Source organism: Streptomyces sp. NPDC013317, assembly GCF_055563155.1.
In genome coordinates this window covers 462269-484563 of record NZ_JBVHDX010000002.1, presented here as the reverse complement: position 1 = coordinate 484563, position 22295 = coordinate 462269, and the positions used below count along the sequence as shown (strand labels likewise).

Genomic DNA, 22295 nt, shown 5'->3' with positions numbered 1-22295 from the left:
GCAGCCTAGAGGCACGGGCAGCGTCCCGGCTACGCAGGCCTTACGGCGAGGTGCACCACGTCAGGGACGCCCCGGGCAACCGGGATCTCTTCCGTCCGTACCCCGCTGAATCCGGCATTCCGCAACGACTCTTCGAAATCGGCGGACGGCCGGGCGGACCACACGGCGAGGATTCCGCCAGGGTTCAGGCGCTGTGCGCAGGCCTCCAACCCCTCGGCGGAGTAGAGGCTTTGGTTGTCCTCGGTCACCGTCCAGTCGGGGCCGTTGTCGATGTCCAGACAGAGGGCGTCGTAGTGGTCCGGGGAGGTGTGGAGGTGTTCGACCAGGTCCGTGTGAAGGATCACGTTGCGCGGATCGGCCAGGGCCGCTCCGGAGATCGCGGCCAGCGGTCCCTCGTGGTGCCAGTCGATGATCGCCTGCTCGCGTTCGACGACCACGATCCTGGCCCAGCGGGGGTCGGCGGCGGCGTGTGCGAGGGAGAAACCGACGCCGAGCCCGCCGATCAGCACGGAGGCGCCGGGCCGGCCGCCGAGCGCGTCCATCGCCGCGTCGATCAGCAGCCGCTCGGAGCGGCCGTCGGAGGTGTCCATCAGGAAGGTGCCGTTGGCGATGATCTCGAAGTGCTCGTCGCGCCGGCGCAGCACGACCTCGCCGTACGGTCCCTCGCGGCGGTCGAGGGTGACGGGCTGGGACATGGGTACTCGCTCCGATCGGGCTCTCGGGGTCGTCGTGGCCGTCCATCCTTGCGGGATGCCGGTGGCCGGGACAACCGGAAGGGAGCGGTCCGGGGCCGGGCCCCCCACGGGCCGGCCCCGGACCCGGTGCGGGGTCGGTCAGGAACCCCGCGGTCGGAGGGGATCGGATCCAATAGATCGGATCGTGGATCCGATCTATTGGATCCAATCTGTTGGGCGTTGGATCCGGTCTCAGATCGACAGGCCGTGGCCATGGGCGAAGACCGGGTCCGCCGTGTCGTTCGGGACGTCCGGGCGGGCCGCCTCCACCGCCGCCATCGAGCGCGGCAGCTCGAAGGGGAGCCGCCCCTCCGCCGCCGCCCGGCCGAACGCCACGTCGAGCAGGGCGTCGTCGCCCGCCCCGTAGTCGGCGACCAGCGCCGCCGCCCGCTCGGCGATCTCCGGCAGGACGGCCGGGCGCTCCAGGTTGACGCACACCACCGTCGGGACCGTGGCGAGCAGGGACAGGATCCGGGCCAGCTCCGCCTCCTCGAAGGCGAGCGAGCCGGAGTGGAAGAAGGCCTCGAAGCGGTTCGGGCGCTCCTCGTACGGGGTGCGCAGCCGCAGCACCGCCAGGTCCGCCTCGGCGGGGGCGTTCACGACGTCGCCGTACGCCGCCGCGACCGCCGGGTCGACGTTCTCGACGTACAGCTTCGGGCGGCCGGCCAGGGGCAGCGGCCCGTTCGTGAGGACCGTGAGCGAGCGGCGCTGGGCAGCCGCGCCCGCGGCCTTGAAGTCGGCGCGGCCGACCGTCTCGGCAGCCTCGTCGGGGTCGACGTACCGCCGCCGGTCGAAGAGCCCGAGGACGAACTTCTCGCGCAGCAGCCGTCGCACCGAGGCGTCGATCCGCTCCTCGGGGATCCGGCCCGACTCCACGAGCTCCACGATCACCTCGGGGCACTGCTCGCCGCCGAACTGGTCCGAGCCCGCGTCCAGCGCCTTCGCCGCCCGTTCGGCCACGCTCAGGTGCTCCACCCCCCACGCCCGCGCCTCGTGCGTCTCGCCGAAGATCACCGCGTTCGTGAGCAGCCCCCAGTCGGTGCAGACGATGCCGGTGAAGCCCAACTCCTCCCGCAGCAGGCCGGTGACCACGCCCTTGTTGAAGCCGAAGCCGACCTCCTCCCAGTCGGTGCCGATCGGCTGGCCGTAGTACGGCATCATCTGCGAGCAACCGGCGGCCACGGCGGCCCTGAACGGCTCCAGGTGGTGCTCCCGCATCCCGCCCGGATAGATCTGCTCCTTGCCGTGCGGGAAGTGCGGGTCCTCGCCGTCCTTCTGCGGCCCCCCGCCGGGGAAGTGCTTCACCATGGCGGCCACCGAGTCCGGCCCCAGCTCCTCGCCCTGCAGCCCCCGGACGTACGCCTGGACCAGCTCCCCGGTCAGCTTCGCGTCCGAGCCGAACGTGCCGGACTGGCGGGCCCAGCGGGGCTCGGTGGCGAGGTCGATCTGCGGGTGCAGGGCCGTACGGAAGCCGACCGCGAGGTACTCGCGGCGCACGGTGTCGGCGAAGCGGAACACCAGCTCCGGGTCGCCGATCGCGGCGAGCCCCAGCGCCTCGGGCCAGGCGGAGAACGCACCGGCGTTGAAGGAGGCGCCGACGTTGTCCGTGAAGGCGTGGCGCGGGTCGGTGGAGAGGGAGACCGGGATGCCCAGGCGGGTGTTCTCGGCCATCTCCTGGACCGCGTTGTGCCAGAGGGCCATCTCGCGGGCGCCGTAGGTGCCGAGCAGGTTGAAGTGGCTGAGGTGGCGGTCCTCGACGAGTTCCGGCGTGGTGAACGGCAGCATCGAGCCGTCCGTCTCGGTCACCGGAGTGCCGTCCGCGTTCATCATCAGCATCGAGTGGAAGAGCTGGCCGGCCTTCTCCTGCAGCGTCATCCGGGAGAGCAGATCCTCCACCCGCTCTGCGACGGGGCGGGTGGCGTCCTGGTAGGGGTGCATGTCGAGGCTCCTGAGGGCGGCTGCTTGAGGGGGCGGCGGGCTCAGGCTAAGCGTGAAAACCGAGTAGGTACTAGGTTTCTGTGATGTGACCCGGATCACGCCTCGCAGGGGCGTATTTCGGCCAGCGTCTAGGGTGGCCGCATGCCGGAGAACAAAGGCCGAACGACCCGCGCGGGCGCGGGCAGGGGCAGCTACGCGGTGGGCGACGAGCGCCGCCGCAAGATCCTCGACACAGCCGTCGACCACTTCGGCCGGTGGGGCTTCCACGCCTCCTCGCTCGCCCGGATCGCCAACGACTGCGGCATCACCCAGGGCGGCCTCCTGCACCATTTCCGCAGCAAGGAGGACCTTCTGCTCTCGGTCCTCGCGCAGAGCGAGCAGCACGACGTCGAGCGCCTCTTCGCCGAGGAACCGGAGTCGTACACCGCGTATCTGGAGACCGTCGTCGGCCTCGTCGAGGACAACACCCGGCGCCCCGGCATCGTGCGGATGTTCAACGTCCTCGTAGGAGAGTCGGGCAACGTCGGACACCCCGCGCACGCCTACTTCAAGGAGCGGTACGCGCGCGTGCTGCGCCACACCGTCGACCTGATGGAGGCGGCGGTGCGGCGCGGGGAGCTGCGGGAGGGCGTCGACTGCCGGACCGTCGCGCAGGAGCAGCTCGCCGTCATGGACGGTCTGCAGCTCCAGTGGGCGCTGGATCCCGGGGCGATGGACATGCCGGGGCGCGTAGGGGAGTACCTGGACCGCCAGTTGAGGGGAATATCGGCGACGGGGGAGGGGCTCCCGGGCACCCGGTGAGGGGTCGGGCGTGAGGGCCCTCAGGGGCCGGTCGGGGGGCCGCCGTCGGGCAGGGCCTCGAAGACGCGTTGCAGCGCGGGAGGGCGCTCGCCGTCCGCCGCGACGACGACGCGGTACCGGTACGTGAAGACGTACTGGAAGCCGTCCTGGACGGTCGCGCCCGTCGGCCGGGCGGGGACCTTCGCGTACGCCGGGTCCTCCAGCGCCGCCCGCAGCTCGGCCACTTCGGCGGCGGTCATACGGCCCGCGCGCGGCTCCTCCGTCCCGGAGCGGGTGGTGTAGCTGCCGTCGTAGTGGACGACCAGCTGGTTGCGGACGCCGGCGAGCCCGCCGTTGACGTTCACCTCGACGAGGACCTCGCGCGGACCGGGCTCGTGGTCTTTGCGCACGGTCCCGTCCGTCGCGGTCGGGACCGGCGGGACGGAGACGTCGCCGGTCCGGTCGGGAGTCGGAACCGACGCGGATGCCGGGCTTCCCTCCCGGGGTGCGGCGGGCCCCGGCGGGGTGCCCTGGTCGCCGCAGCCGGTCAGTGCCAGTACCGGAACCAGTGCCGCCGACGCGGCCCAGAGCCTCGCGTTACCGCCCTTGAGCGTCATGGACACGATCCTGCCCTCACCCGCCCCGCTTGGCCAGGGCCGCGAGCGCGGCGTCGAGGCGGGGATCCCGGTCCGCGGGCAGATTCCGATGCGCCGCGGGCGCGGGGATGCGCGGGAGGCCGGCGCCCGGCGCCCCGCCCCCCTTACGGCCGGGCGGCCTCCTGGCGGCGCACCATCTCGGCGATCCACGTCGGGGCGAAAGGGGAGGTGCAGTTCGGGGCGGTCGGGTAGTCCTTGAGGACCTCCAGGCGCTCGCCGATGCCGACCGCGCGGGCGCGATGCTCGGGGTGCTGGATCCCGATCTGGGCCAGGCAGGCGTTCATCGCCCACTGCAGCCGGTCGGGGGCGTCCTTCATCTCCGCCTCGACGATGTCGAGCAGTCCGTCGAGGTCCAGGCCGGCGGGCTTCTTCACCACGCGCTCGGCGGTCAGCGCCCAGCCGGCGCTCGCCACCACCGGGTTCTGGTCCGCCGACCATGCGAGCCGCAGTTCCTCGGCGTGCGGGCTCTTCTTCACCACGTAGTTCACGAGCCAGTCGTGCACCTTGGGGGCGCGCGCCTCACGCACCATGGCGTCCAGCTCGTCCCGCCCGAACGCCTTCGGGCGGCAGATCAGCAGCGCCAGCAGCCTCGCGGCGGTGTCGTCCGTCGCCCAGAGGTCGCGGGCGAGATCCTGCTGCGTCCTGAGCTCCTTCGCGAGCGCGCGCAGCCGGGTGAGGTTCACGCCGTGATCGTCACCGCGCTTCTCGTTCGCCGCGCGCATCTTCGGGTCCTCGAGCCCGGCCAGGTCGGCCATGACCCGCGCCAGCGTCGCCCCTGCAGCCCCGGCAGCCCCGGCAGCCCCGGTCGTCACCTCGGTCACCTCGGTCACCTCGGTCTCCTCGTTCTCGCTCGAGAAGGAATCCAGCCTACGGCCGGCCGAATCCGATACATCCTGCCGCGCCCCGATCGCTCAGAGCGAACGCCGCTCGGGGAACAACCCGAGGCTCATGTGCATTGAGTCCACATAGCTCAACTTGACTGCCGAAGGGGAGATCATGGCTGCTGAGTCCATGGCGTCCGCGCCGCTCACTCTGCCCGTGCTGCCGCTCGACGACGAGGTCGTGCTGCCCGGAATGGTGGTGCCGCTCGACCTGTCCGACAACGACGTACGCGCCGCGGTCGAGGCCGCCCAGGCCGCCGCCCCTTCCGGGGCCGGCAAGCCCAGGGTGCTCCTCGTGCCCCGGGTCGACGGGACGTACGCGGGGACCGGCGTCCTCGGCACCGTCGAGCAGGTCGGCCGGCTGTCCGACGGCGACCCCGGCGCGCTCATCCGCGGCCGCGGCCGCGTCCGGATCGGCGCCGGTACGACGGGCCCCGGCGCCGCCCTCTGGGTCGAGGGCACCGTCGTCGAGGAGGCCCTGCCCGACCCGCTGCCCGGCTCCGTGACCGAGCTGGTCAAGGAGTACAAGGCGCTGGCCACCAGCTGGCTGAAGAAGCGCGGCGCCTGGCAGGTCGTGGACCGCGTCCAGCAGATCGACGACGTGTCCGCCCTCGCCGACAACTCCGGCTACTCGCCCTTCCTCACCCTGGAGCAGAAGGTCGAGCTCCTGGAGACCGCCGACCCGGTCGCCCGCCTCAAGCTCGCCACGGCCCAGCTCCGCGAGCACCTGGCCGAGCAGGACGTGGCCGAGTCCATCGCGAAGGACGTCCAGGAGGGCGTCGACAAGCAGCAGCGGGAGTTCCTGCTGCGGCGCCAGCTCGACGCCGTACGCAAGGAACTGCGCGACCTCAACGGTGAGACGGACGGCGACGAGTCCGACGACTACCGGGCCCGCGTCGAGGCCGCAGACCTGCCCGAGAACGTACGGGAGGCGGCCCTCAAGGAGGTCGAGAAGCTGGAGCGGTCCAGCGACCAGTCTCCGGAGGGCTCCTGGATCCGCACCTGGCTCGACACCGTCCTCGAACTGCCATGGAACGAACGGACCGAGGACCAGTACGACATCCAGGGCGCCAAGGCGGTGCTCGACGCCGAGCACGCGGGCCTGGACGACGTGAAGGAACGGATCACCGAGTACCTGGCGGTCCGCAAGCGGCGCGCCGCGCGCGGGCTCGGGGTCGTCGGCGGCCGTCGCGGCGGCGCCGTCCTGGCCCTGGTCGGCCCGCCCGGTGTCGGAAAGACGTCGCTGGGCGAGTCCGTCGCGCACGCGATGGGGCGGAAGTTCGTCCGCGTCGCGCTCGGCGGCGTACGGGACGAGGCGGAGATCCGCGGTCACCGCCGTACGTACGTCGGCGCGCTGCCGGGCCGGATCGTGAGGGCGATCAAGGAGGCCGGGTCGATGAACCCGGTGGTCCTGCTCGACGAGATCGACAAGGTCGGCTCGGACTACCGCGGCGACCCCGCGGCCGCGCTCCTCGAAGTCCTCGACCCGGCGCAGAACCACACCTTCCGCGACCACTACCTGGAGGTCGAACTCGATCTCTCCGACGTCGTCTTCCTGGCGACGGCGAACGTCCTGGAGGCCATTCCGGAGGCGCTGCTCGACCGGATGGAGCTGGTGCGCCTCGACGGGTACACGGAGGACGAGAAGGTCGTCATCGCCCGCGACCACCTGCTGCCCCGGCAGCTGGAGCGCGCGGGTCTGGAGCCGGGCGAGGTGGTCCTCGAGGACGCGTCGCTGCGGAAGCTGGCGGGCGAGTACACCCGTGAGGCGGGCGTACGGAACCTGGAACGGTCCATCGCGCGGCTTCTGCGGAAGGTCGCGGCGCAGCACGAACTGGGCGTCCGGGAGCTGCCGTTCGCGGTCGGCGTCGACGATCTGCGCGGGCTGATCGGGCGTCCGCACCACATCCCGGAGTCCGCTCAGGACCCGGCCGAGCGCCGGACGGCGGTGCCGGGCGTGGCGACCGGGCTGGCCGTCACGGGCGCGGGCGGTGACGTCCTCTTCGTGGAGGCGTCGCTCGCCGACCCGGAGACGGGCGCCGCGGGGCTGACCCTGACGGGCCAGCTGGGCGACGTCATGAAGGAGTCGGCGCAGATCGCGCTCTCCTTCCTGCGGTCGCACGGCGCGGAACTGGAGCTGCCCGTGACCGGCCTGAAGGACCGGGGCGTGCACATCCACTTCCCGGCGGGAGCGGTGCCGAAGGACGGCCCGAGCGCGGGCATCACGATGACGACCGCGCTGGCGTCGCTGCTCTCCGGCCGGCTGGTCCGGACGGACGTGGCGATGACCGGTGAGGTGTCGCTGACCGGTCGCGTCCTCCCGATCGGCGGTGTGAAGCAGAAGCTGCTCGCGGCCCACCGGGCCGGCATCACGACGGTCGTGATCCCGAAGCGGAACGAGGCGGACCTCGACGACGTCCCGGCCGAGATCCTGGAGAAGCTGGAGGTCCACCCGGTGACGGACGTCCGCCAGGTCCTGGAGATCGCCCTCGCGCCCGCGCAGGTGACGGTCGGCGCGGCCGCGTAGGAGGCTCCGGTCGCAGCCGACGGCGCGCTCGCGGTTCCGGCGGTACGAGAAGCGGGGCGCCCCCTCACCGGGGCGACCCGCTTCTCCCGTGCCCGGCGGCGCGCGTGGCGGGAACATCGAGGGCGGGCGCTCCGTTGACGCTCTGACGACCATTCGCACCACGGACCGAGGAGTTCCTTGACCCAGACGCCGTCGACCGGCCCCGACCCGCAGACCCTCCCCTCGCCCGCGACCGCCCTCCCGTCGCTCACCGCCCTCCCGTCGCTCACCGCCCTCCCGTCGCTCACCGCCCAGGCGGAGCGGCTGATCGAGCTCGGGGTGCACGAGCTCGCCGGGATTCCGGCGGACGAGCTGCGTGCCTTCGCCACGGGAGCCGGCGGCGGGCGGGTGGACGCCCTGCTCGCCGTGCACCCCGACCGCGCGCCCGCCTCCGCCCTCGCGCCGCTGCTCCGCCGCGACGACAAGCCCGGCTTCGTCGTCGTCGACATGCCCGACGTCGACGACTTCGCGCCGCTCGACACCGTCGAGCTTCCCGACGCTCCCCTCTACCTCGTCTCCGGCGTCGACCGCGGGGACCGCATGTCCAACTGGAGCCCCGACGAGGCGCTGCCCGCCCTCGCCGACGAGGACCGCACCCCGCTGCTGCTCAGCGAGGGCATCCACTGGGTCCTCCAGCAGCCGGAGGCCCTGGAGCGGAACCTCTGCTTCATGACCATCGGCTCCCGGCTCCGCAAGGCGAACGGCGCCTTCGACGCACGCACCCCGGCGATCTGGATCAGCAACGGGACCGGGCGGGACGGCCGCGAGCGGCGCAACGCTCCGAAGGTCGGCTGGTGTTGGTGGAACAACCGTCACACCTGGCTGGGCTTCGCCTCCACCACGGGCCGGAGCGTCTGACGGGGCGCGTGCCGATCCGGCCGTGCCGTCACGACACGTTCCGGCGCCGCGTCAGGAGCAGGCTGCCCGCGCCGAAGGCCGCCAGGGCGCCCGCGCCGCCGAGGGCCAGGGGGAGCGGGGAGGGGGAGGTCCGCGCGGCCTCGGCGGAGAGCGCCGGGGCCTGCTCGTCGCCACCGTGGCCCGCGTGGCTCACCGTCGATCGGTCGGCGCCGGCGGCGATCCCGGCCTCGCTCGGCGCCGAGCCCGCCACCGTCGTCGCACCGCCGTAGGTGACGTCCGAGCAGCTGTAGAACGCCTCCGGGCTGTCGTTGCGCTGCCAGACCTTGTAGACGATGTGACGGCCGGTGCGCGCGGGCAGGTTGCCGGTGAAGTTGTAGTAGCCGTCCGCCGAGGTGCGCGGCGTGGCGTAGGTGGCCACGGGGGTCGCGTCCAGGTCCGACCACTTCAGCGGCTTCGTGGGGTCGAAGCCCTGCTTGGTGATGTAGACCGTCATCGTGCCGGAGTGCGCCGCCGTGACCCGTACCTTGAAGTCGAAGGAGCCCGCCCCGACCGCCGTCGCGGGCCAGTCGGTCCTGGCCCAGTCCAGCGCGCGGTACTTCTCGCGGTTGGCCGAGCAGAGCTTGCCGTCGGGGATGACCACCTGGTGCTGCCCGTTCGCGTTGGCGATGTTCACCTCGTTCCAGTCGTAGAGCGGCTGGGTGCCGGAGTCGGCGACGAGGTCCTTGCAGACCTGGGAGTCGGGGGACTCGGGTCCCTCCGCGTAACAGGCCGCCACCCGGCTCACCGGGTTGAAGACGGCGCCGTGCGCGCCCGCGGTGGACGGGGTGAGGGGGATCAGCGCGGCCGCGGACAGGGTGACGGCTGCGGCGGTCCGGCGGTACGAGGACGGCATGTCGGGGCTCTCTCTCGTGCGTGGGGGAGGACGGAACGAGCAATGAGCGGGTGGCGTACGGAAGTTGAAAGCCGCACGCGTCGCCCCAGAGACTCGCATTGGTCCATACCAATCGGCAAGAGGGGGAGCGAAAATGACGGGAAGGCGGGAAGGTGGGCGGGGGGAACGCAGGGAGGCGGAGGGGGCGAAGGCGGCCCCCCGGACGCGCCGCCGCGCACCCGGAGGACCGCCGCACGAGGGCGAAGGCCTGCTCGGCTCAGCCGTTCGCCAGCGCCTGGACGCGCGAGAGGTCGCCGTTGAAGCGGTTGTGGTCGCCGACCGTCGGACCGGTCGAGGTGTACTGCCACATCGTGTAGTACGCCCAGCCGGCCGGCAGCGTGCCGACCGTCGACGCGTACCGCGCGACCCACAGCGGGTTGCTCGCGCCGAAGCCGCCGTAGTTGCCCGTGCACTGCGTCCACCAGCTCGTCGCCGTGTAGATCACCGCGTCACGACCGGTCCGCGCCTTGTAGCGGTTGAGGAAGTCGCGGATCCACGTGACCATCGCCGACTGCGACTTGCCGTAGCAGGTCGCGCCGTACGGGTTCCACTCGATGTCCAGCGCGCCCGGCAGGGTCCTGCCGTCCCTCGACCAGCCGCCGCCGTTGTCGACGAAGTAGTCCGCCTGCGCCGCGCCCGTCGTCGTGTCCGGGGTGGCGAAGTGGTACGCGCCGCGGATCATGCCCACGTTGTACGAGCCGTTGTACTGCTGCGCGAAGTAGGGGTTCTTGTAGTAGGTGCCTTCCGTCGCCTTGACGTAGGCCCACTTCACTCCGCTGTTCCACAGCGTCGACCAGGCCACGTTCCCCTGGTGGCTGGAGACGTCCACGCCTTCGGTCTGGGCCGCCCGGGGCGTTCCGGGTGTGCCGCTCCGGCCGTCGTGCTCGACGACGCCCATGCCCATGTGGGCGGAGCCGCGTGGGGGGACGGCGTCGGCGTCGGCGGCGTTCGCGGGGCCGGAGAAGGTGAGGGGCAGGAAGAGGGCCAGGGCCGCGAGAGCGGCGCCGGCGAGGGTCTTTCCGGATCTGTGCACGGGCATTGCGTGCCTCCGAAAGGCTCGGTGGGGGAGCGTGCCGGGACAGTCCTGGTGTGGACATGTCACCGATGACGCTACGCACGTAGACCGGTTCGGCGGAAGGGGGGCCGGGTGCCGCCGTTGGTCTATGCCTGCGAAATACTGAAGGAGCTGCGGCGATGACCGCGGACGAAAGAAACTTTCAGCGACCGGAAAGCGCGCGAGGGGTGCTGACGTGCACGGAAGCGGTACGGGGAGTGAAGGCGAACCCACGGCGAGGAGTGGTGTGGACCAGGAATTCCTGGCCCTGGAACGGGAACTGGCGGTGTTTCTGCGCCGCGCCCGCGCCCAGTCCGGCGAGATGGCACGCGAGGTCCATCCCGAGCTCGAATCCTCCGCGTACGGACTCTTCGTACGGCTCGACGACACCGGGCCCCAGCGCGCCACCGAACTCGCGGGCTACTTCGGCGTCGGCAAGGCGACCATGAGCCGCCAGCTGCGCGCCCTGGAAGAACTCGGACTCGTCGCCCGCGACCCCGATCCCGCCGACGGGCGCGCCTCGCTCGTCCGGCTGACCGAGGAGGGCCGGCTCCGCTTCCGGCGGGTACGGGACGCGCGGCGCGGGCGGTACGTCCGCAAGCTCGCCGACTGGGACCGCGGCGAGGTCGCCGAACTGGCGCGCCTGCTCCACCAGCTGAACACCCGCGCCGAGGGCTGAGCCCCGGCCCGGGCCGGGTGGTCCGGGCCGGCCCGGAAGGGTCCGGGCAGGCCGGTCCGGGCAGGCCGGTCCGGGCGGGGGCGGGTCCGGGCGGGGGCCGCCTCAGAGGACCGCGTACGCCGCCGTCGCGTCGTCGTGGAGCTTCCCGCGAAGCGCTCGGCCCGTCGCCTCGCTCCCCGCCTCCAGCGACCGGACGCGCGCCAGCAGTCCGTGCGCGCCCTCCTTGCCGAGCACCCCCATGCAGTCCGCCCAGTCGCCCTGCCCGAACAGCTCCACCCAGCGCGCCGCCCCGTCCGTGAGCGCCGCCAGCGCCCGTACGGCCGCCCGGGGCGCCGTCCCGGTGACCGCCCGCCGTGCCACGTCCGGGTCCGCCGCGGCCGTGAAGAAGCCGCCCTCGCGGTTCCGCAGCCGGTCCGTCGCCTCCAGTGAACGCCTGACGGTGTCCGGGAGCCGGTCGAGGCGGTCGTCGAGCACCGCCCGTACGGACCCGTCCGGCGCCGCCAGGAGGAGCACGGCGTCCGACAGCACCAGGTACTCGACGGTCGCCGCGTCCCAGCGCGCCATCGCCACGGTCGCCTGGGGCGTACGGACGTGAGAAAGGTCACAGCCGTCGCGGTGGGCGTCCGCGGTGCGCCGGATTGCCTCCGCGAGGATCCCGCTCAGCGTCATGTCACGCCGCGAAGCGGACAGTTCGGTCAGCGCACCCCCGAGGCGGGCGGTGAACCACGGCACGTCGTGCACACAACCGTCATCACCCGCCGGCGGTGTCACCCCGTCGAGGACCACCACCGTCCCGCCCCCGCCGGACACGGGAAGAGCCGTGGCCGCCCAGTCCTCGTTGGGGCGTTCGGGGCGGCCGGGGAGGGTGGCGGCTTCGGTGCGCATGATCCCCAGTCTGCCTCCGGCCGACCGCGCCCGCACGGCACCTTCACGGCGTCTCCATAGAGACGAACGGGCCTCGCGCCAGGCTCTCCAGGGCCGCCCGAGAGGCGGAAGCGGAACCTCCGGCGAGCTGCGGGCGCGCATCCTGCCAAAGGCCGGGCGGAAGATCCAACCGGCACACCGCGCGGGCGCGCGGACGGCGCCGCCGGAAGTTGTTCCCCAACTCAGGAGTGTTGTTCACTCGTTCGGGTGGCGGAGCGGCCGATGCGCGTCCCCTTCCCAGAAGCGCTGGAATGGTCGGAAGCCGTACCAGGGGTGGGGGCGCTCTAGCACATGACCGGTCGTCACCTCTGCTTCATGGGCGGACGAGTCGAGAATGCGAGCACCGGTGCAGAAGAAGCGGCCTCGGAGCAACAACGGCAGCCGGAGCCAGGCCCCCGGTGACCCGCTGAGCACGGGCGACGCCACGGGCCCTGTCGTCGTCCCCGCACAGCCGGGAACGGGTTCCGCCGCCGTGCCCCCGCAGGCGAAGCCGGGCCGGTCCAAGCGCGTCCGCAACCGCCTCGTCGCCGGAGTCGCCCTCGTCGGCGTCACCGTCCTCGCCGCCGGCGCCCCCGCGGTCCTCACCGCCTCCGGCGAACTGAACGACTCCCAGAGCCTGGTCACCCTCGCCGAACTCGACCGCCAGGCCGTCACCCTCGCGCACTCCCTCGCCGACGAGCGCGACGAGGTCGTCGCGTACATCGCCGCGGGCCGCGACGAGCAGAAGGGCGACAGCGACGAGAAGCGGCAGGTCACCAGCGCCCGCTCCACCCGCGTCGACCGCCAGATCGACGAGATCCGGCCCACCGCCCCCGCCGAGCTGCGCCGCGACCTCGCGGGCCTGCCCTCCATCCGCCGTACCGCGCTCACCGGCAAGGGCACCGCCCTGGAGGCGCACAAGGCGTACACGGACGTCATCGCCAAGCTCCAGGCCCTCGCCGACGAGCTCGCCGAACAGACCCCGGCCCGCGCCGCCCAGGACACCAGGGCGCCCGCCGCCCTCGGCCGCGCCGTCGAGCAGGCGTCCGCCACGCGCGGACTGCTCCTCGCCGCCCTGGCCGTGCCCCAGCCCGAGTCCAGCGGTGTCACCTACGACCCGGTCACCGGCACGTACGTCCCCGTCAAGGCGGAGGGCGCCGACGAGGCCGAGCGGATCCGCAACGCCCTCACGGCCGCCGCCCAGCAGGCCCGGGTCCGCGAACTGGCCACCCTCGCCGACTTCGACCAGGCCGCCTCCAGCGCCGGACGTGACTCCCTCGCCGCCACCGTCACCGGACCCGACGTCAAGAACGCCGAGCGGCTCCTGGCGCGGCTCACCGACCAACCGGAGCTCAGCAAGTCCGAGCGCAAGACCGACCCGGAGACGCTGGAAGCCGCGCTCTCCGCCCGTGTCGAGCAGATGCGCGGCGTCGAGTCCGCCCTCGCCGCCACCCGGGTGGAGCGGCTCTCCCAGCTCCGCGACGACGACGTCACCGCGCTCGAGGTCCGCATCGCCTTCCTCGGCGGCTGCCTCCTGGTCGCGATCGGCATCTCCACCTACGTCGCCCGCACCCTCACCCGCCCGCTCGCCGTCCTGCGCATCGGCGCCGCCCGTCTGGCCGCGGCCCCGGAGCCGGATAGCGAGGAGCCGGTCCGCTTCACCGGCCGCAACGACGAGTTCGCCCAGGTCGTACGGTCCCTCAACACCCTCCACGGCAAGCTCGCCGACCTCGGCCGGCGCACCGCGCAGCTCGACAGCGAGCGCGCCGACCTCACCGGAGCCCGCGAGGCCCTCACCGCGGAGCTCGCCGCCCAGCGCGCCGAACTCCAGGGCCACACCGCGCTCCTCACCGCCGAACTCGAACGGCTCCGGCACAGCGTCCACCACACCTTCGTCAACCTCTCGCTGCGCAGCCTCGGACTGGTGGAGCGCCAGCTCGGAGTGATCGAGAAGCTGGAGGAGCGCGAGCAGGACCCGGAGCGGCTCGCCACCCTCTTCAAGCTCGACCACATGGCGACCGTCATGCGTCGCCACAGCGAGAACCTCCTCGTCCTCGCCGGCCACGAGCACGTCCACGGCCACCCCGGGCCCGTCCCGCTCGTGGACGTGCTGCGCGCCGCCGTCAGCGAGATCGAGCGGTACGAGCGGGTCGCGATCCAGTCCCTGCCGCCGCACGCCCAGATCGCCGGCTTCGCCGCGGACGACCTCAGCCACCTGATCGCCGAACTCCTGGAGAACGCCACCTCCTTCTCGCCTCCCGACACCCAGGTCCAGCTCTCGGGCTGGCTCCTGGAGTCCGGCGAGGTCATGCTCTCCGTCCAGGACGAGGGCATCGGCATGACCGAGTCCCGGCTCGTCGAGCTCAACGCGCGGCTCGCCGAGGCCGATCCGGCCGACGTGGCGGGGGAGGGGCTCGGCATCCGCGTCGCCGCCCTGCTCGCGGCGCGTCACGGCGTACGGGTGCAGCTGCGGGAGCAGAAGCAGGGGGGCATCGCGGCCGTCGTCGTCCTGCCGCTCCCGCTCCTCCCGTCGGCCCCGCCGACCGCGGGCCCGCCGGCCGTCCCGGTCGCGGGCGCGGCTCCCACGCTGAACCTTCCGGGCTCGGTCGCCGAGGCCAACTCCAACACCCTGCCGTCCCGCACCCGTGACCCGCTCGTGGAGGCCGCGGAGCGCGCCTTCGAGGCGGCGGAGGAGGAGACGAGGGCGGCCGCCGAGGCTGCGGAGACCGGCGAGACCGTCGAGGCCGCTCCGGAGCAGGCCCGACCCGCCGTGCCGGCCCAGCCCACCGGGCAGATCGAGGCCGACGGACCCACCGAGCCCGCCGAGCCCGCCGGACCCACTGGGCACGCCGAGCCCACCGAGGCCGACGGACCCACCGAGGCCGACGGGCCCACGCTCGCCGAGACCACCCTCCAGGTCCGCCTGCCCGAGCCGGCCCCGGAGCCCGACGCCCACGAGCGCGCCTCCGAGGAGGCCGGTCCCGGCGCCCAGCGGCTCACGGACAAGGGCCTGCCCAAGCGCACACCGCGGATCGTCCAGCAGGCCGACACCTCGCCCACCCCCCGTACGGGCGGAGTGGACGCCGAGGCCCTGCGCCGCCGGCTCGGCGGCTTCCACCAGGGGGCCAAGGAAGGGCGCCGCGACGTGGAGGCCGAGATCGGGGCGGCCGCCGCGACGGGCACCGAGACCAAGAGGGCCGAGGCCGGGACCACGGCCGAGACCGAGAAGGCCGGGACCACGGCCGGGACCGAGACCGAGAACGCGGCCGTGGACACCGCGCGTACCGAGGAGAAGACGGGGGACACAGTCGAGGAGGCACGCAGTTGACTGCGACCGGAACATTCGGACTGAGCAGGGAAGCCCGCAATCTGCACTGGCTGCTGGGCAACCTCGTCGAGGAGGTGCCCGGGGTCCGTTCGGTCGCCGTCGTCTCCTCCGACGGACTCCTGCTGCTGTCGTCCGACCCGGCGGTTCAGAACGCCGCGCCCGCCGAGCGGCGCACGGCCGGACCGAGGGGATCGAGCGCCGACCTCGCCACGATCGTCTCCGGGATCGGCAGCCTCACCGTCGGCGCCGCCCGGCTGATGGACGGCGGCGGGGTCAAGCAGACGATGGTGGCGATGGACGAGGGCAGCGTCTTCGTCATGTCCATCAGCGACGGCTCGCTGCTCGGCGTGCACGCCGAGCCGGACTGCGACATGAGCGTCGTGGCGTACCACATGGCTCTCTTCGTCGGCCGCGCCGGACACGTACTCACCCCCGAACTCCGCAGTGAGCTGCGCAAATCGATGGAGAGCGCCCAGTGACGTCCGTGCCGTCGGTCTACCACGCCCAGAGGCTGCCGCTCCGGGGGGAGGGCCGCCGCCCCGCGCGCGTACGCCCGTACTCCCTCACCGGCGGCCGCACCCGCTTCGGTCACGTCCTGCTCGTCGAGACGTTCGTCGCGGCGCTGGAGGCGGCGCCGGAGCGCAAGGTCCTGACGGACGGCGGCCCCGCCGCCCGCGGACTCATGCCGGAGATGCGGGCCATCGTCGAGATATGCCGCCGGATGCGTACCGTCGCGGAGATCTCGGCGCTCCTGAAGATGCCGCTGGGTGTCGTCCGGGTGCTGCTCAGCGACCTGGCCGACCAGGGAAAGATCCGCGTGTACGGGACCGGTCACGGCACCGGCCAGCCCGACCGCGCGCTCCTCGAAAGGGTGCTGAGTGGACTCCGCCGTCTCTGAAGCCGCAGCCCCGGCGTCCGCCGGAATCCCCGCGCAGCCCCGGCCCGTCGATGTCGCCACGGAGGACGGCGCCCGGGACTGGCAGCTCGACCACACCCGGGCTCCCATAGCGACCAAGGTCGTCGTCGCGGGCGGGTTCGGCGTCGGCAAGACGACCTTCGTCCGGGCCGTCTCGGAGATCACCCCGCTCCAGACCGAGGCCCTGATGACGCAGGCCAGCGAGGAGACCGACGATCTCTCCGCGACGCCCGAGAAGCTCACCACGACCGTGGCGATGGACTTCGGCCGGATCACCCTCGACGACGACCTCGTCCTGTACGTCTTCGGTACGCCCGGCCAGCAGCGCTTCTGGTTCATGTGGGACGACCTGGTGCGGGGCGCGATCGGCGCGATCGTGCTCGCCGACACGCGCCGGCTGACCGACTGCTTCGCCGCCCTCGACTACTTCGAGAGCTGCGGGCTGCCGTACATCGTCGCCGTCAACCACTTCGAGGGCACCGAGCGGTTCGAGCCCGAGGACGTCCGGGAGGCCCTCACGGTGCCTCCGCACGTACCCGTCGTGATCATGGACGCGCGCAAGCGGTACAGCGTCGTCGAGACCCTGCTCGCGATGGTCGGGCACGCGCTCGAATCCTCCCCCGAATAGTCGGACCCCTCGTAAGGAACACCCGCCATGCGGAAGATACTCATCGTCGGAGCCGGTCAGTCCGGTCTCCAGCTCGCCCTCGGACTCCAGTCGCAGGGGTACGAAGTCACCCTCATGTCCAACCGCACGGCGGACGAGATCCGGGCCGGCCGGGTCATGTCCACCCAGTGCATGTTCGACACCGCTCTCCAGCACGAGCGTGACCTCGGCATCAACTTCTGGGAGTCCCAGGCCCCCCGGATCGAGGGACTCGGCGTCTCCGTCGCCGGCCCGGAGTCGCAGCGTGTGATCGACTGGGTCGGCAAGCTCGACGGCTACGCCCAGTCCGTGGACCAGCGCGTGAAGATGGCCGGCTGGATGGAGACCTTCGCCCAGCGCGGCGGGCAGCTCGTCATCCACGGCGCGGCAGTCTCCGACCTGGACTTCTTCTCCCGTACGTACGACCTGGTGCTCGTCTCCGCCGGAAAGGGCGAGCTGGTCTCCATGTTCGGCCGGGACGCCGCGCGTTCCCCGTACGGCGAGCCGCAGCGGGCCCTGGCCGTCGCGTACGTCCACGGCCTCGGCCCGCGCCCCGAGCACCCGGACTTCGACGCCGTGCGCTGCAACCTGGTCCCCGGCGTAGGCGAGCTCTTCGTCATGCCGACGCTGACCACCTCGGGCCGTGCGGACATCCTCTTCTGGGAGGGCATCCCCGGCGGTCCGCTCGACGTCTTCCAGGGCGTCAAGGACCCGGCGGAGCACCTGTCGCTCACCCTGGAGCTGATGGAGAGGTTCACGCCCTGGGAGTACGCGCGCGCCACCAAGGTCGAACTGACCGACGCCAACGGCACCCTCGCGGGCCGCTACGCCCCGACCGTCCGCAACCCCATCGGCCGCCTCCCCGGCGGCGGTCTGGTCCTGGGCGTCGCGGACGTCGTCGTCGCCAACGACCCGATCACCGGCCAGGGTTCGAACTCTGCCTCGAAGTGCGCCGCCGCCTACCTGACGTCGATCGTCGAGCACGGCGACAAGCCGTTCGACGAGGAGTGGATGCAGGCCACGTTCGACCGTTACTGGGACACGGCCCAGCACGTCACCAAGTGGACGAACGCGATGCTCGGCGTCCCGCCGGAGCACGTCCTCAACCTGCTCGGCGCCGCGGGCGGCCTCCAGCCGGTCGCCGACCGCTTCGCGAACGGCTTCAACGACCCGGCCGACTTCGAGAACTTCTTCTTCGACCCGGAGAAGACGTCCGCGTACCTCGCCGAGGTCTCGGGGGCCTGACAGTCACAGGACGCGGGCGGGCGCCGGGCAGGTGTCCGGCGCCCGCCCGGCGGTCACACGGCCCGCTTGGTGAAGCTCTGGTTGGCGCCGCTGTGGCAGTCCCACAGCCGCGCGCGGGCGCCCGGCTGCGTGCTCCAGTCGGCTATCTCCAGGCACTTGCTCCAGGCGTAGTCGTAGTCCATGTAGAGCTTGCCGTCGCCGTGGAACAGCTGGTTGAGACCGTAGTGGCAGTCCCACTGGTTGGCGGTCGCACCGTTGTTGCGTCCCCAGCCGCCGATCTCCAGGCACTTGCCGCTGTTGGCGTTCCGGTAGTACCACGCGCCGACGGGCGTGCTGGTGTAGTAGTAGAGCTCCCACTTCTGGTTGGCGCCACCGGTGCAGGGCCACTGGCGGACGGCCGCACCGTTCGCCTTGCTCCAGTCCGCCACCTCAAGGCACTGGCCGGAGTGCCCGGCGCGGATCTCGACCGTACCCCCGTAGTGGAGGGTCGCTGCCTGGGCCGGAACGGCCGAGACGCCGAGGATGAGACCGAGCGATGCGGCGAGCACGAGCAGGCCGCGGCGGGCGCGGGTGATCGGGTTGAACTTCATGGTCCTCTGCAATCCATAGGAGAATCCGACACGAGGCCGGAAATCGCCGTTCATGATCGCATAGGTTTTCGATGTAACTGGTCTTCCATGCCCGCCATTTGGGCCGCGCGCGGGCGCGCTGGGTCCGCCGAGCGGATGGAATCGATTCCTCCGTTTTGTGGAGCCGACGATGTCGGGTGCTCAGTCGGGGTCGATGAGGGCCAGGACGGCCTCCGTCGTCCAGTGGCCCGCCGCTCCCGGGCAGGTGCCCAGATACGCGGCGATCTCGGCGGGCCGCCATGCTCCGGTCTCGTCCAGGCCCGTCGCCAGGTGCTGGACGTAGGGGGCGGACGGCTCGCGCAGGGTCACGTCGGTCATCCGCCAGGGTGCGGTCAGCGTGAGGACCGGGACGCCGTCGAGCGTGCCGGGGCACACCAGCGTCTCGTACCGTCCCGGTCCGAGTTCGTAGCGGCCCCGGGTGACGGCCTCGGTCAGATCCAGGTCGCTCTCCGGCTCCCGGTACATCTCCTGCGCCGCGATGTCGGCGAACTGACCCGCGGTGATCAGATGGGCGCGCGCCAGCGCCGGGCCCCGTGCCTCGGGATCGTAGAAGCCGCGGCCACCGGTCCAGACGGCCGACTCCGTGGCGAAGTACACCGCACCGGGGAGGACGACCGCCACGGACCCCGCGGGCGGCGTCCGGTCGCGGCAGCCGGGGTAGCTCCGGGCCGAGCCCGGGGGCCGGCCTCCGTCGATGTAGTGGAGCAGCCGCGAGAGGTGCACGTTGGAGCCGTACGCGGCGTACCAGACGTGCGGGGGCGGCGACGCTGGACGGGCGGGCCGGGGGGCCGGACGGCGGGGCTCTGGCATGGGCGCTCCTGGGCAGGGCCGACAAGACGACGGCCTCCGTCCACGAAGGACGGAGGCCGTTGCCTTACCCGGTTCGGGGCCGGCTAGAACAGCAGGTTGAACTTCTGCCAGCCGCCGCCGACCTTCACGCGCGCCGCGTACGGCTTCGCCGCGAGGCCCGTCCCCCGGTAGTACCAGAGGACGCCCGAGGCGCCCCGCCACCAGGTCGGCCCTGCCGTCCGAGTTCAGGTCGCCGGGCGCCACCATCGCGTGCCGGCACTTCACGCGCAGCACCGACACGCTCAGGCGGGCCCCTGATCGAACCCCTCGTCCGTGCCGTCCCTGGCCCCGGCGGGGAGGTCGGGCGGCGTGTACGAGTCCAGGGGTGCGCCGTCCGGGTCGGGACGGACCGCCCCGAGAAGCGGGTTGGCGGCGATGGGGGAGACCTTGACCTTGGCGCCCGGCCGGGGCGCCTGCACGACCAGTCCGTGGCCGAGGTAGATCGCCACATGCGTGGCCTCGGGGAAGTAGACGACCAGGTCGCCGGGGCGCAGGTCGCGCAGCTCCACCCTCGGGAGGGTCCGCCACTGCTCCTGGCTGGTGCGCGGGATCTGCCGGCCGGCGCTCGCCCACGCCTGCGAGGTCAGCCCCGAGCAGTCGTACGACTCCGGCCCCTCGGCGCCCCACACGTACGGCTTGCCGATCTGGCCCACCGCGAACCGCAGGGCCTCGCCGCCCGCCCGGGACGGCGTCCGCTCGCCCTCCAGGACGCCCGAGTCGAGCAGGTCGCGCTGCGCGCCCGCTGTCTGCCGGCGCTCCAGTTCGGTCAGCCGCGTGAGCTGGTCGGCGGGGAGCGAGGCGAGCAGCCGCTGGACCTCCGCGAGCCGCTTCCGGACGTCGTCGCGCTGCTTGAGTCGCCGGGCGGTGAGCGTCTGCTGCCGGTCCAGGGCCTTGCGCGAGGCGCTCGCCAGCTCGTCGGCCCGCTTCTCGGCCCGGGTGAGCCGGGACACGGTGGTGGCCCGGTCACGTACCGCGCGGTCCATCAGATGTCCCTGGTCCAGGGCGTGCTGGGGGTCGTCGGCGAGCAGCAGCCGCAGGTACGAGGAGAACGCCGAGGTCGTGACCCGCCCCTGGTACTGCTCCCTGGCCAGCCGCCCGGCGGCGTTCCGTCCCCGGGCGAGGCGCTCGCGGGCCTCGGTGAGGGCGCCGCTGACCTTCTTGGTGTCGGCGGTCTGCAGGCGCAGGGCCTCGTCCGTGGCGTTGAAGGCCTCGGTGGCCTGCTCGGCCTGGCGGTAGAGGGTCCGGAGCCGGCCGAGGAGCGTCGCGACGGATTCGGCGCCGGAGGGCGGTAGTTCGGCGGCGTCGTCGAGGGGAGTGCCGTCGGCCGGATCGGTGCCGCCGGTGGGGTCGGTGGGGTCGGTGGCGTCGGCCGGATCGGTGCCGCCGGTGGGGTCGGCGTCCTCGGGCACGGTGCCCTCGGCGTCGGCCTTCCCGGGCCCGGCGTCCCCGGGCCCGGCCTCCTCGCCCGGGGCGGTCGCCGGCAACTCCAGCGGGGCCTCCGCCCCCGCGTCCGCCGGGTCGTCCGCCGTGGCCGCCGGAACCCCCGCGAGCGCGGTCGTCGCGGCGAGCACCCCCGTGCAGACCGTGCGCAGCAACCTTCCTGACACGACATCACCTCCACCGCGATGATGGAGGGACCGGGCGGTCGGATGACCTCACAAAGGGGCGAATCGGCCCAATCGGCTCACCCGTTCGGCTTGGACCAGGGCCACTTCGGCGACTGCCGCTCGCGGCCCTCGGGGACGTACTCGTAGACCCAGCCGCGCTGGATCCCGAGCCGCTTGGTGTGCCCGGCCGGTTCGCGGCGGTAGGCGTGGACCGTCGGGGGGCCGCCGTCGGCGTCCGGGACGGGAACCTCGTACCACTTCGGAGGGTGCCCCGTGTGGCCGAGGAGGACGGGCAGGAGCTGGCCGTCCAGGGGACCGCCGCGGAAAGGGGTGTTCTCGCTTCTCACGGGACCAGTCTCATATGAGGTGCGCCGCCCTGCTCACCACGGGGGTCACTCGCCGCGCCAGCGTGCCGACCGGTCCGTCCGCCGTTTCCTGCGCGAGGAGCAGCGAGACGACCGACGCCGTCTCCTCGTCACTCGCCGCCGTGGCGGCGAGCAGCGCGACCAGATGGTCGACCAGCCAGTCCCGCAGCTCGCCGGACGGGGGCTGCTTCCCCTCGTCGAGCCAGATCAGCGAGGCCGCCTCCACCGCGGCGATCCAGGTGCGGACCATCATCCGCAGCCGGGGCCCGGGGCGGTCCACTCCCAGGTGGACGAGGATCTGCTCCGCCGCGGCGCGCCGCACCTCGTCCACGATCGCGGTGGTCCGGGAGGTCTCGGCGACGCTGCCGCCCTGGAGCAGGGCGCTGAACCCGGCGTCGTGCTCGTCGACGAAGGCCAGATAGCGGTCGAGTACCCGGCTGAGCCGCTCCGTCGGCGGGCCGGCGTGCGGCTCGGCGAAGCAGAGCTCCAGCTCGTCGGCGGAGGAGCGCAGGGCCGCCTCGTACAGCTGCTGTTTGCCACCGGGGAAGTACCGGTAGACGAGCGGACGCGAGACGCCCGCCGCCTCGGCGACGTCGTCGAGGGAGACCTCGTCGGGTGCCCGGTGCGCGAAGAGCGTCAGGGCGGCGGCGAGGAGCTGCACCCGTCTCTCCTCGACGCTGAGCCGGCGGTACGCGGGCGAGGCGGCACTGGTCATGCCTCGCAGGGTAGC

General features: G+C 72.7%; 21 protein-coding genes. 9 read left to right on the top strand and 12 right to left on the bottom strand.

Features of this window, described 5'->3' with window-relative positions; translation table 11 throughout:
* Nucleotides 1–29: 29 nt before the first annotated feature.
* Both ACZ3IJ_RS06920 and ACZ3IJ_RS06915 read right to left on the bottom strand, forming a co-directional pair.
* On the bottom strand, nt 30–695 hold the full coding sequence (locus ACZ3IJ_RS06920; protein WP_467466621.1) for a spermidine synthase family protein: 666 nt from the start codon (nt 693–695) through the stop codon (nt 30–32).
* A 231-nt stretch (nt 696–926) separates the two neighbouring features.
* Complete coding sequence (locus ACZ3IJ_RS06915) at nt 927–2672, bottom strand: glycoside hydrolase family 3 protein (protein WP_467466620.1); 1746 nt, start codon at nt 2670–2672, stop codon at nt 927–929.
* Between the two features lie 141 nt (nt 2673–2813).
* Between ACZ3IJ_RS06915 and ACZ3IJ_RS06910 the strand changes: the two genes are divergently transcribed.
* On the top strand, nt 2814–3473 hold the full coding sequence (locus ACZ3IJ_RS06910; RefSeq protein WP_467466619.1) for a TetR/AcrR family transcriptional regulator: 660 nt from the start codon (nt 2814–2816) through the stop codon (nt 3471–3473).
* Between the two features lie 20 nt (nt 3474–3493).
* On the opposite strand, the gene ACZ3IJ_RS06905 is transcribed toward ACZ3IJ_RS06910, so the two are convergent.
* A complete protein-coding gene (locus ACZ3IJ_RS06905) occupies nt 3494–4069 on the bottom strand; it encodes a hypothetical protein (RefSeq protein ID WP_467466618.1) in 576 nt (191 codons plus the stop codon).
* 143 nt (nt 4070–4212) lie between these two features.
* Nucleotides 4213–4863: a DNA alkylation repair protein gene (locus tag ACZ3IJ_RS06900; protein ID WP_467466955.1), complete on the bottom strand. Its 651-nt coding sequence runs from the start codon at nt 4861–4863 to the stop codon at nt 4213–4215.
* Nucleotides 4864–5104: 241 nt separating this feature from the next.
* On the opposite strand from ACZ3IJ_RS06900, the gene lon reads away from it, so the two are divergent.
* Together lon and ACZ3IJ_RS06890 are read left to right on the top strand one after the other, a co-directional pair.
* Nucleotides 5105–7516, top strand: a complete 2412-nt coding sequence (gene lon / locus ACZ3IJ_RS06895) for an endopeptidase La (protein WP_467466616.1) — start codon at nt 5105–5107, stop codon at nt 7514–7516.
* Between the two features lie 303 nt (nt 7517–7819).
* Entirely contained in the window at nt 7820–8413 is a 594-nt protein-coding gene (locus ACZ3IJ_RS06890; RefSeq protein ID WP_467466953.1) for a DUF5701 family protein, read from the top strand.
* 28 nt (nt 8414–8441) lie between these two features.
* On the opposite strand, the gene ACZ3IJ_RS06885 is transcribed toward ACZ3IJ_RS06890, so the two are convergent.
* Both ACZ3IJ_RS06885 and ACZ3IJ_RS06880 read right to left on the bottom strand, forming a co-directional pair.
* On the bottom strand, nt 8442–9305 hold the full coding sequence (locus tag ACZ3IJ_RS06885; RefSeq protein WP_467466615.1) for a lytic polysaccharide monooxygenase auxiliary activity family 9 protein: 864 nt from the start codon (nt 9303–9305) through the stop codon (nt 8442–8444).
* A 256-nt stretch (nt 9306–9561) separates the two neighbouring features.
* Complete coding sequence (locus ACZ3IJ_RS06880) at nt 9562–10383, bottom strand: lysozyme (RefSeq protein WP_467466614.1); 822 nt, start codon at nt 10381–10383, stop codon at nt 9562–9564.
* Nucleotides 10384–10594: 211 nt separating this feature from the next.
* On the opposite strand from ACZ3IJ_RS06880, the gene ACZ3IJ_RS06875 reads away from it, so the two are divergent.
* The gene (locus tag ACZ3IJ_RS06875) at nt 10595–11077 is read left to right on the top strand and encodes a MarR family winged helix-turn-helix transcriptional regulator (RefSeq protein ID WP_352189036.1); all 483 of its coding nucleotides are present in this window, start codon (nt 10595–10597) and stop codon (nt 11075–11077) included.
* Nucleotides 11078–11179: 102 nt separating this feature from the next.
* Here ACZ3IJ_RS06875 and ACZ3IJ_RS06870 read toward each other — a convergent pair whose 3' ends face one another.
* The gene (locus ACZ3IJ_RS06870; protein ID WP_467466613.1) at nt 11180–11962 is read right to left on the bottom strand and encodes a hypothetical protein; all 783 of its coding nucleotides are present in this window, start codon (nt 11960–11962) and stop codon (nt 11180–11182) included.
* Between the two features lie 373 nt (nt 11963–12335).
* Here ACZ3IJ_RS06870 and ACZ3IJ_RS06865 point away from each other — a divergent pair, with 373 nt between their 5' ends.
* From ACZ3IJ_RS06865 to ACZ3IJ_RS06845, 5 genes are read left to right on the top strand one after another with little or no spacing between them, the layout of a single operon-like run.
* A complete protein-coding gene (locus tag ACZ3IJ_RS06865) occupies nt 12336–15308 on the top strand; it encodes a sensor histidine kinase (protein ID WP_467466612.1) in 2973 nt (990 codons plus the stop codon).
* On the top strand, nt 15305–15787 hold the full coding sequence (locus ACZ3IJ_RS06860; protein ID WP_467466611.1) for a roadblock/LC7 domain-containing protein: 483 nt from the start codon (nt 15305–15307) through the stop codon (nt 15785–15787). Before ACZ3IJ_RS06865 ends, ACZ3IJ_RS06860 begins: the two co-directional genes overlap by 4 nt.
* Entirely contained in the window at nt 15784–16206 is a 423-nt protein-coding gene (locus ACZ3IJ_RS06855) for a DUF742 domain-containing protein (protein WP_467466610.1), read from the top strand. Before ACZ3IJ_RS06860 ends, ACZ3IJ_RS06855 begins: the two co-directional genes overlap by 4 nt.
* Nucleotides 16187–16852 carry a GTP-binding protein gene (locus tag ACZ3IJ_RS06850; RefSeq protein WP_467466609.1) on the top strand — a complete coding sequence of 222 codons (666 nt, stop codon included), beginning with the start codon at nt 16187–16189 and terminating at the stop codon, nt 16850–16852. Before ACZ3IJ_RS06855 ends, ACZ3IJ_RS06850 begins: the two co-directional genes overlap by 20 nt.
* Nucleotides 16853–16879: 27 nt before the next feature.
* A complete protein-coding gene (locus ACZ3IJ_RS06845; RefSeq protein WP_467466608.1) occupies nt 16880–18115 on the top strand; it encodes a styrene monooxygenase/indole monooxygenase family protein in 1236 nt (411 codons plus the stop codon).
* Nucleotides 18116–18168: 53 nt separating this feature from the next.
* Here the strand turns inward: ACZ3IJ_RS06845 and ACZ3IJ_RS06840 are convergent, their stop codons facing one another.
* The 5 genes from ACZ3IJ_RS06840 to ACZ3IJ_RS06820 form a co-directional block, all read right to left on the bottom strand.
* On the bottom strand, nt 18169–18705 hold the full coding sequence (locus tag ACZ3IJ_RS06840) for an RICIN domain-containing protein (RefSeq protein ID WP_391798462.1): 537 nt from the start codon (nt 18703–18705) through the stop codon (nt 18169–18171).
* Between the two features lie 180 nt (nt 18706–18885).
* Nucleotides 18886–19554: a histone deacetylase gene (locus tag ACZ3IJ_RS06835; RefSeq protein WP_467466607.1), complete on the bottom strand. Its 669-nt coding sequence runs from the start codon at nt 19552–19554 to the stop codon at nt 18886–18888.
* Nucleotides 19555–19835: 281 nt separating this feature from the next.
* Nucleotides 19836–21200: a C40 family peptidase gene (locus ACZ3IJ_RS06830; RefSeq protein ID WP_467466606.1), complete on the bottom strand. Its 1365-nt coding sequence runs from the start codon at nt 21198–21200 to the stop codon at nt 19836–19838.
* Nucleotides 21201–21277: 77 nt separating this feature from the next.
* Nucleotides 21278–21547, bottom strand: coding sequence for a hypothetical protein (locus ACZ3IJ_RS06825; RefSeq protein ID WP_467466605.1), 270 nt, complete (start codon nt 21545–21547; stop codon nt 21278–21280).
* A gap of 10 nt (nt 21548–21557) precedes the next feature.
* Complete coding sequence (locus ACZ3IJ_RS06820; RefSeq protein WP_467466604.1) at nt 21558–22280, bottom strand: TetR/AcrR family transcriptional regulator; 723 nt, start codon at nt 22278–22280, stop codon at nt 21558–21560.
* Nucleotides 22281–22295: the final 15 nt, after the last annotated feature.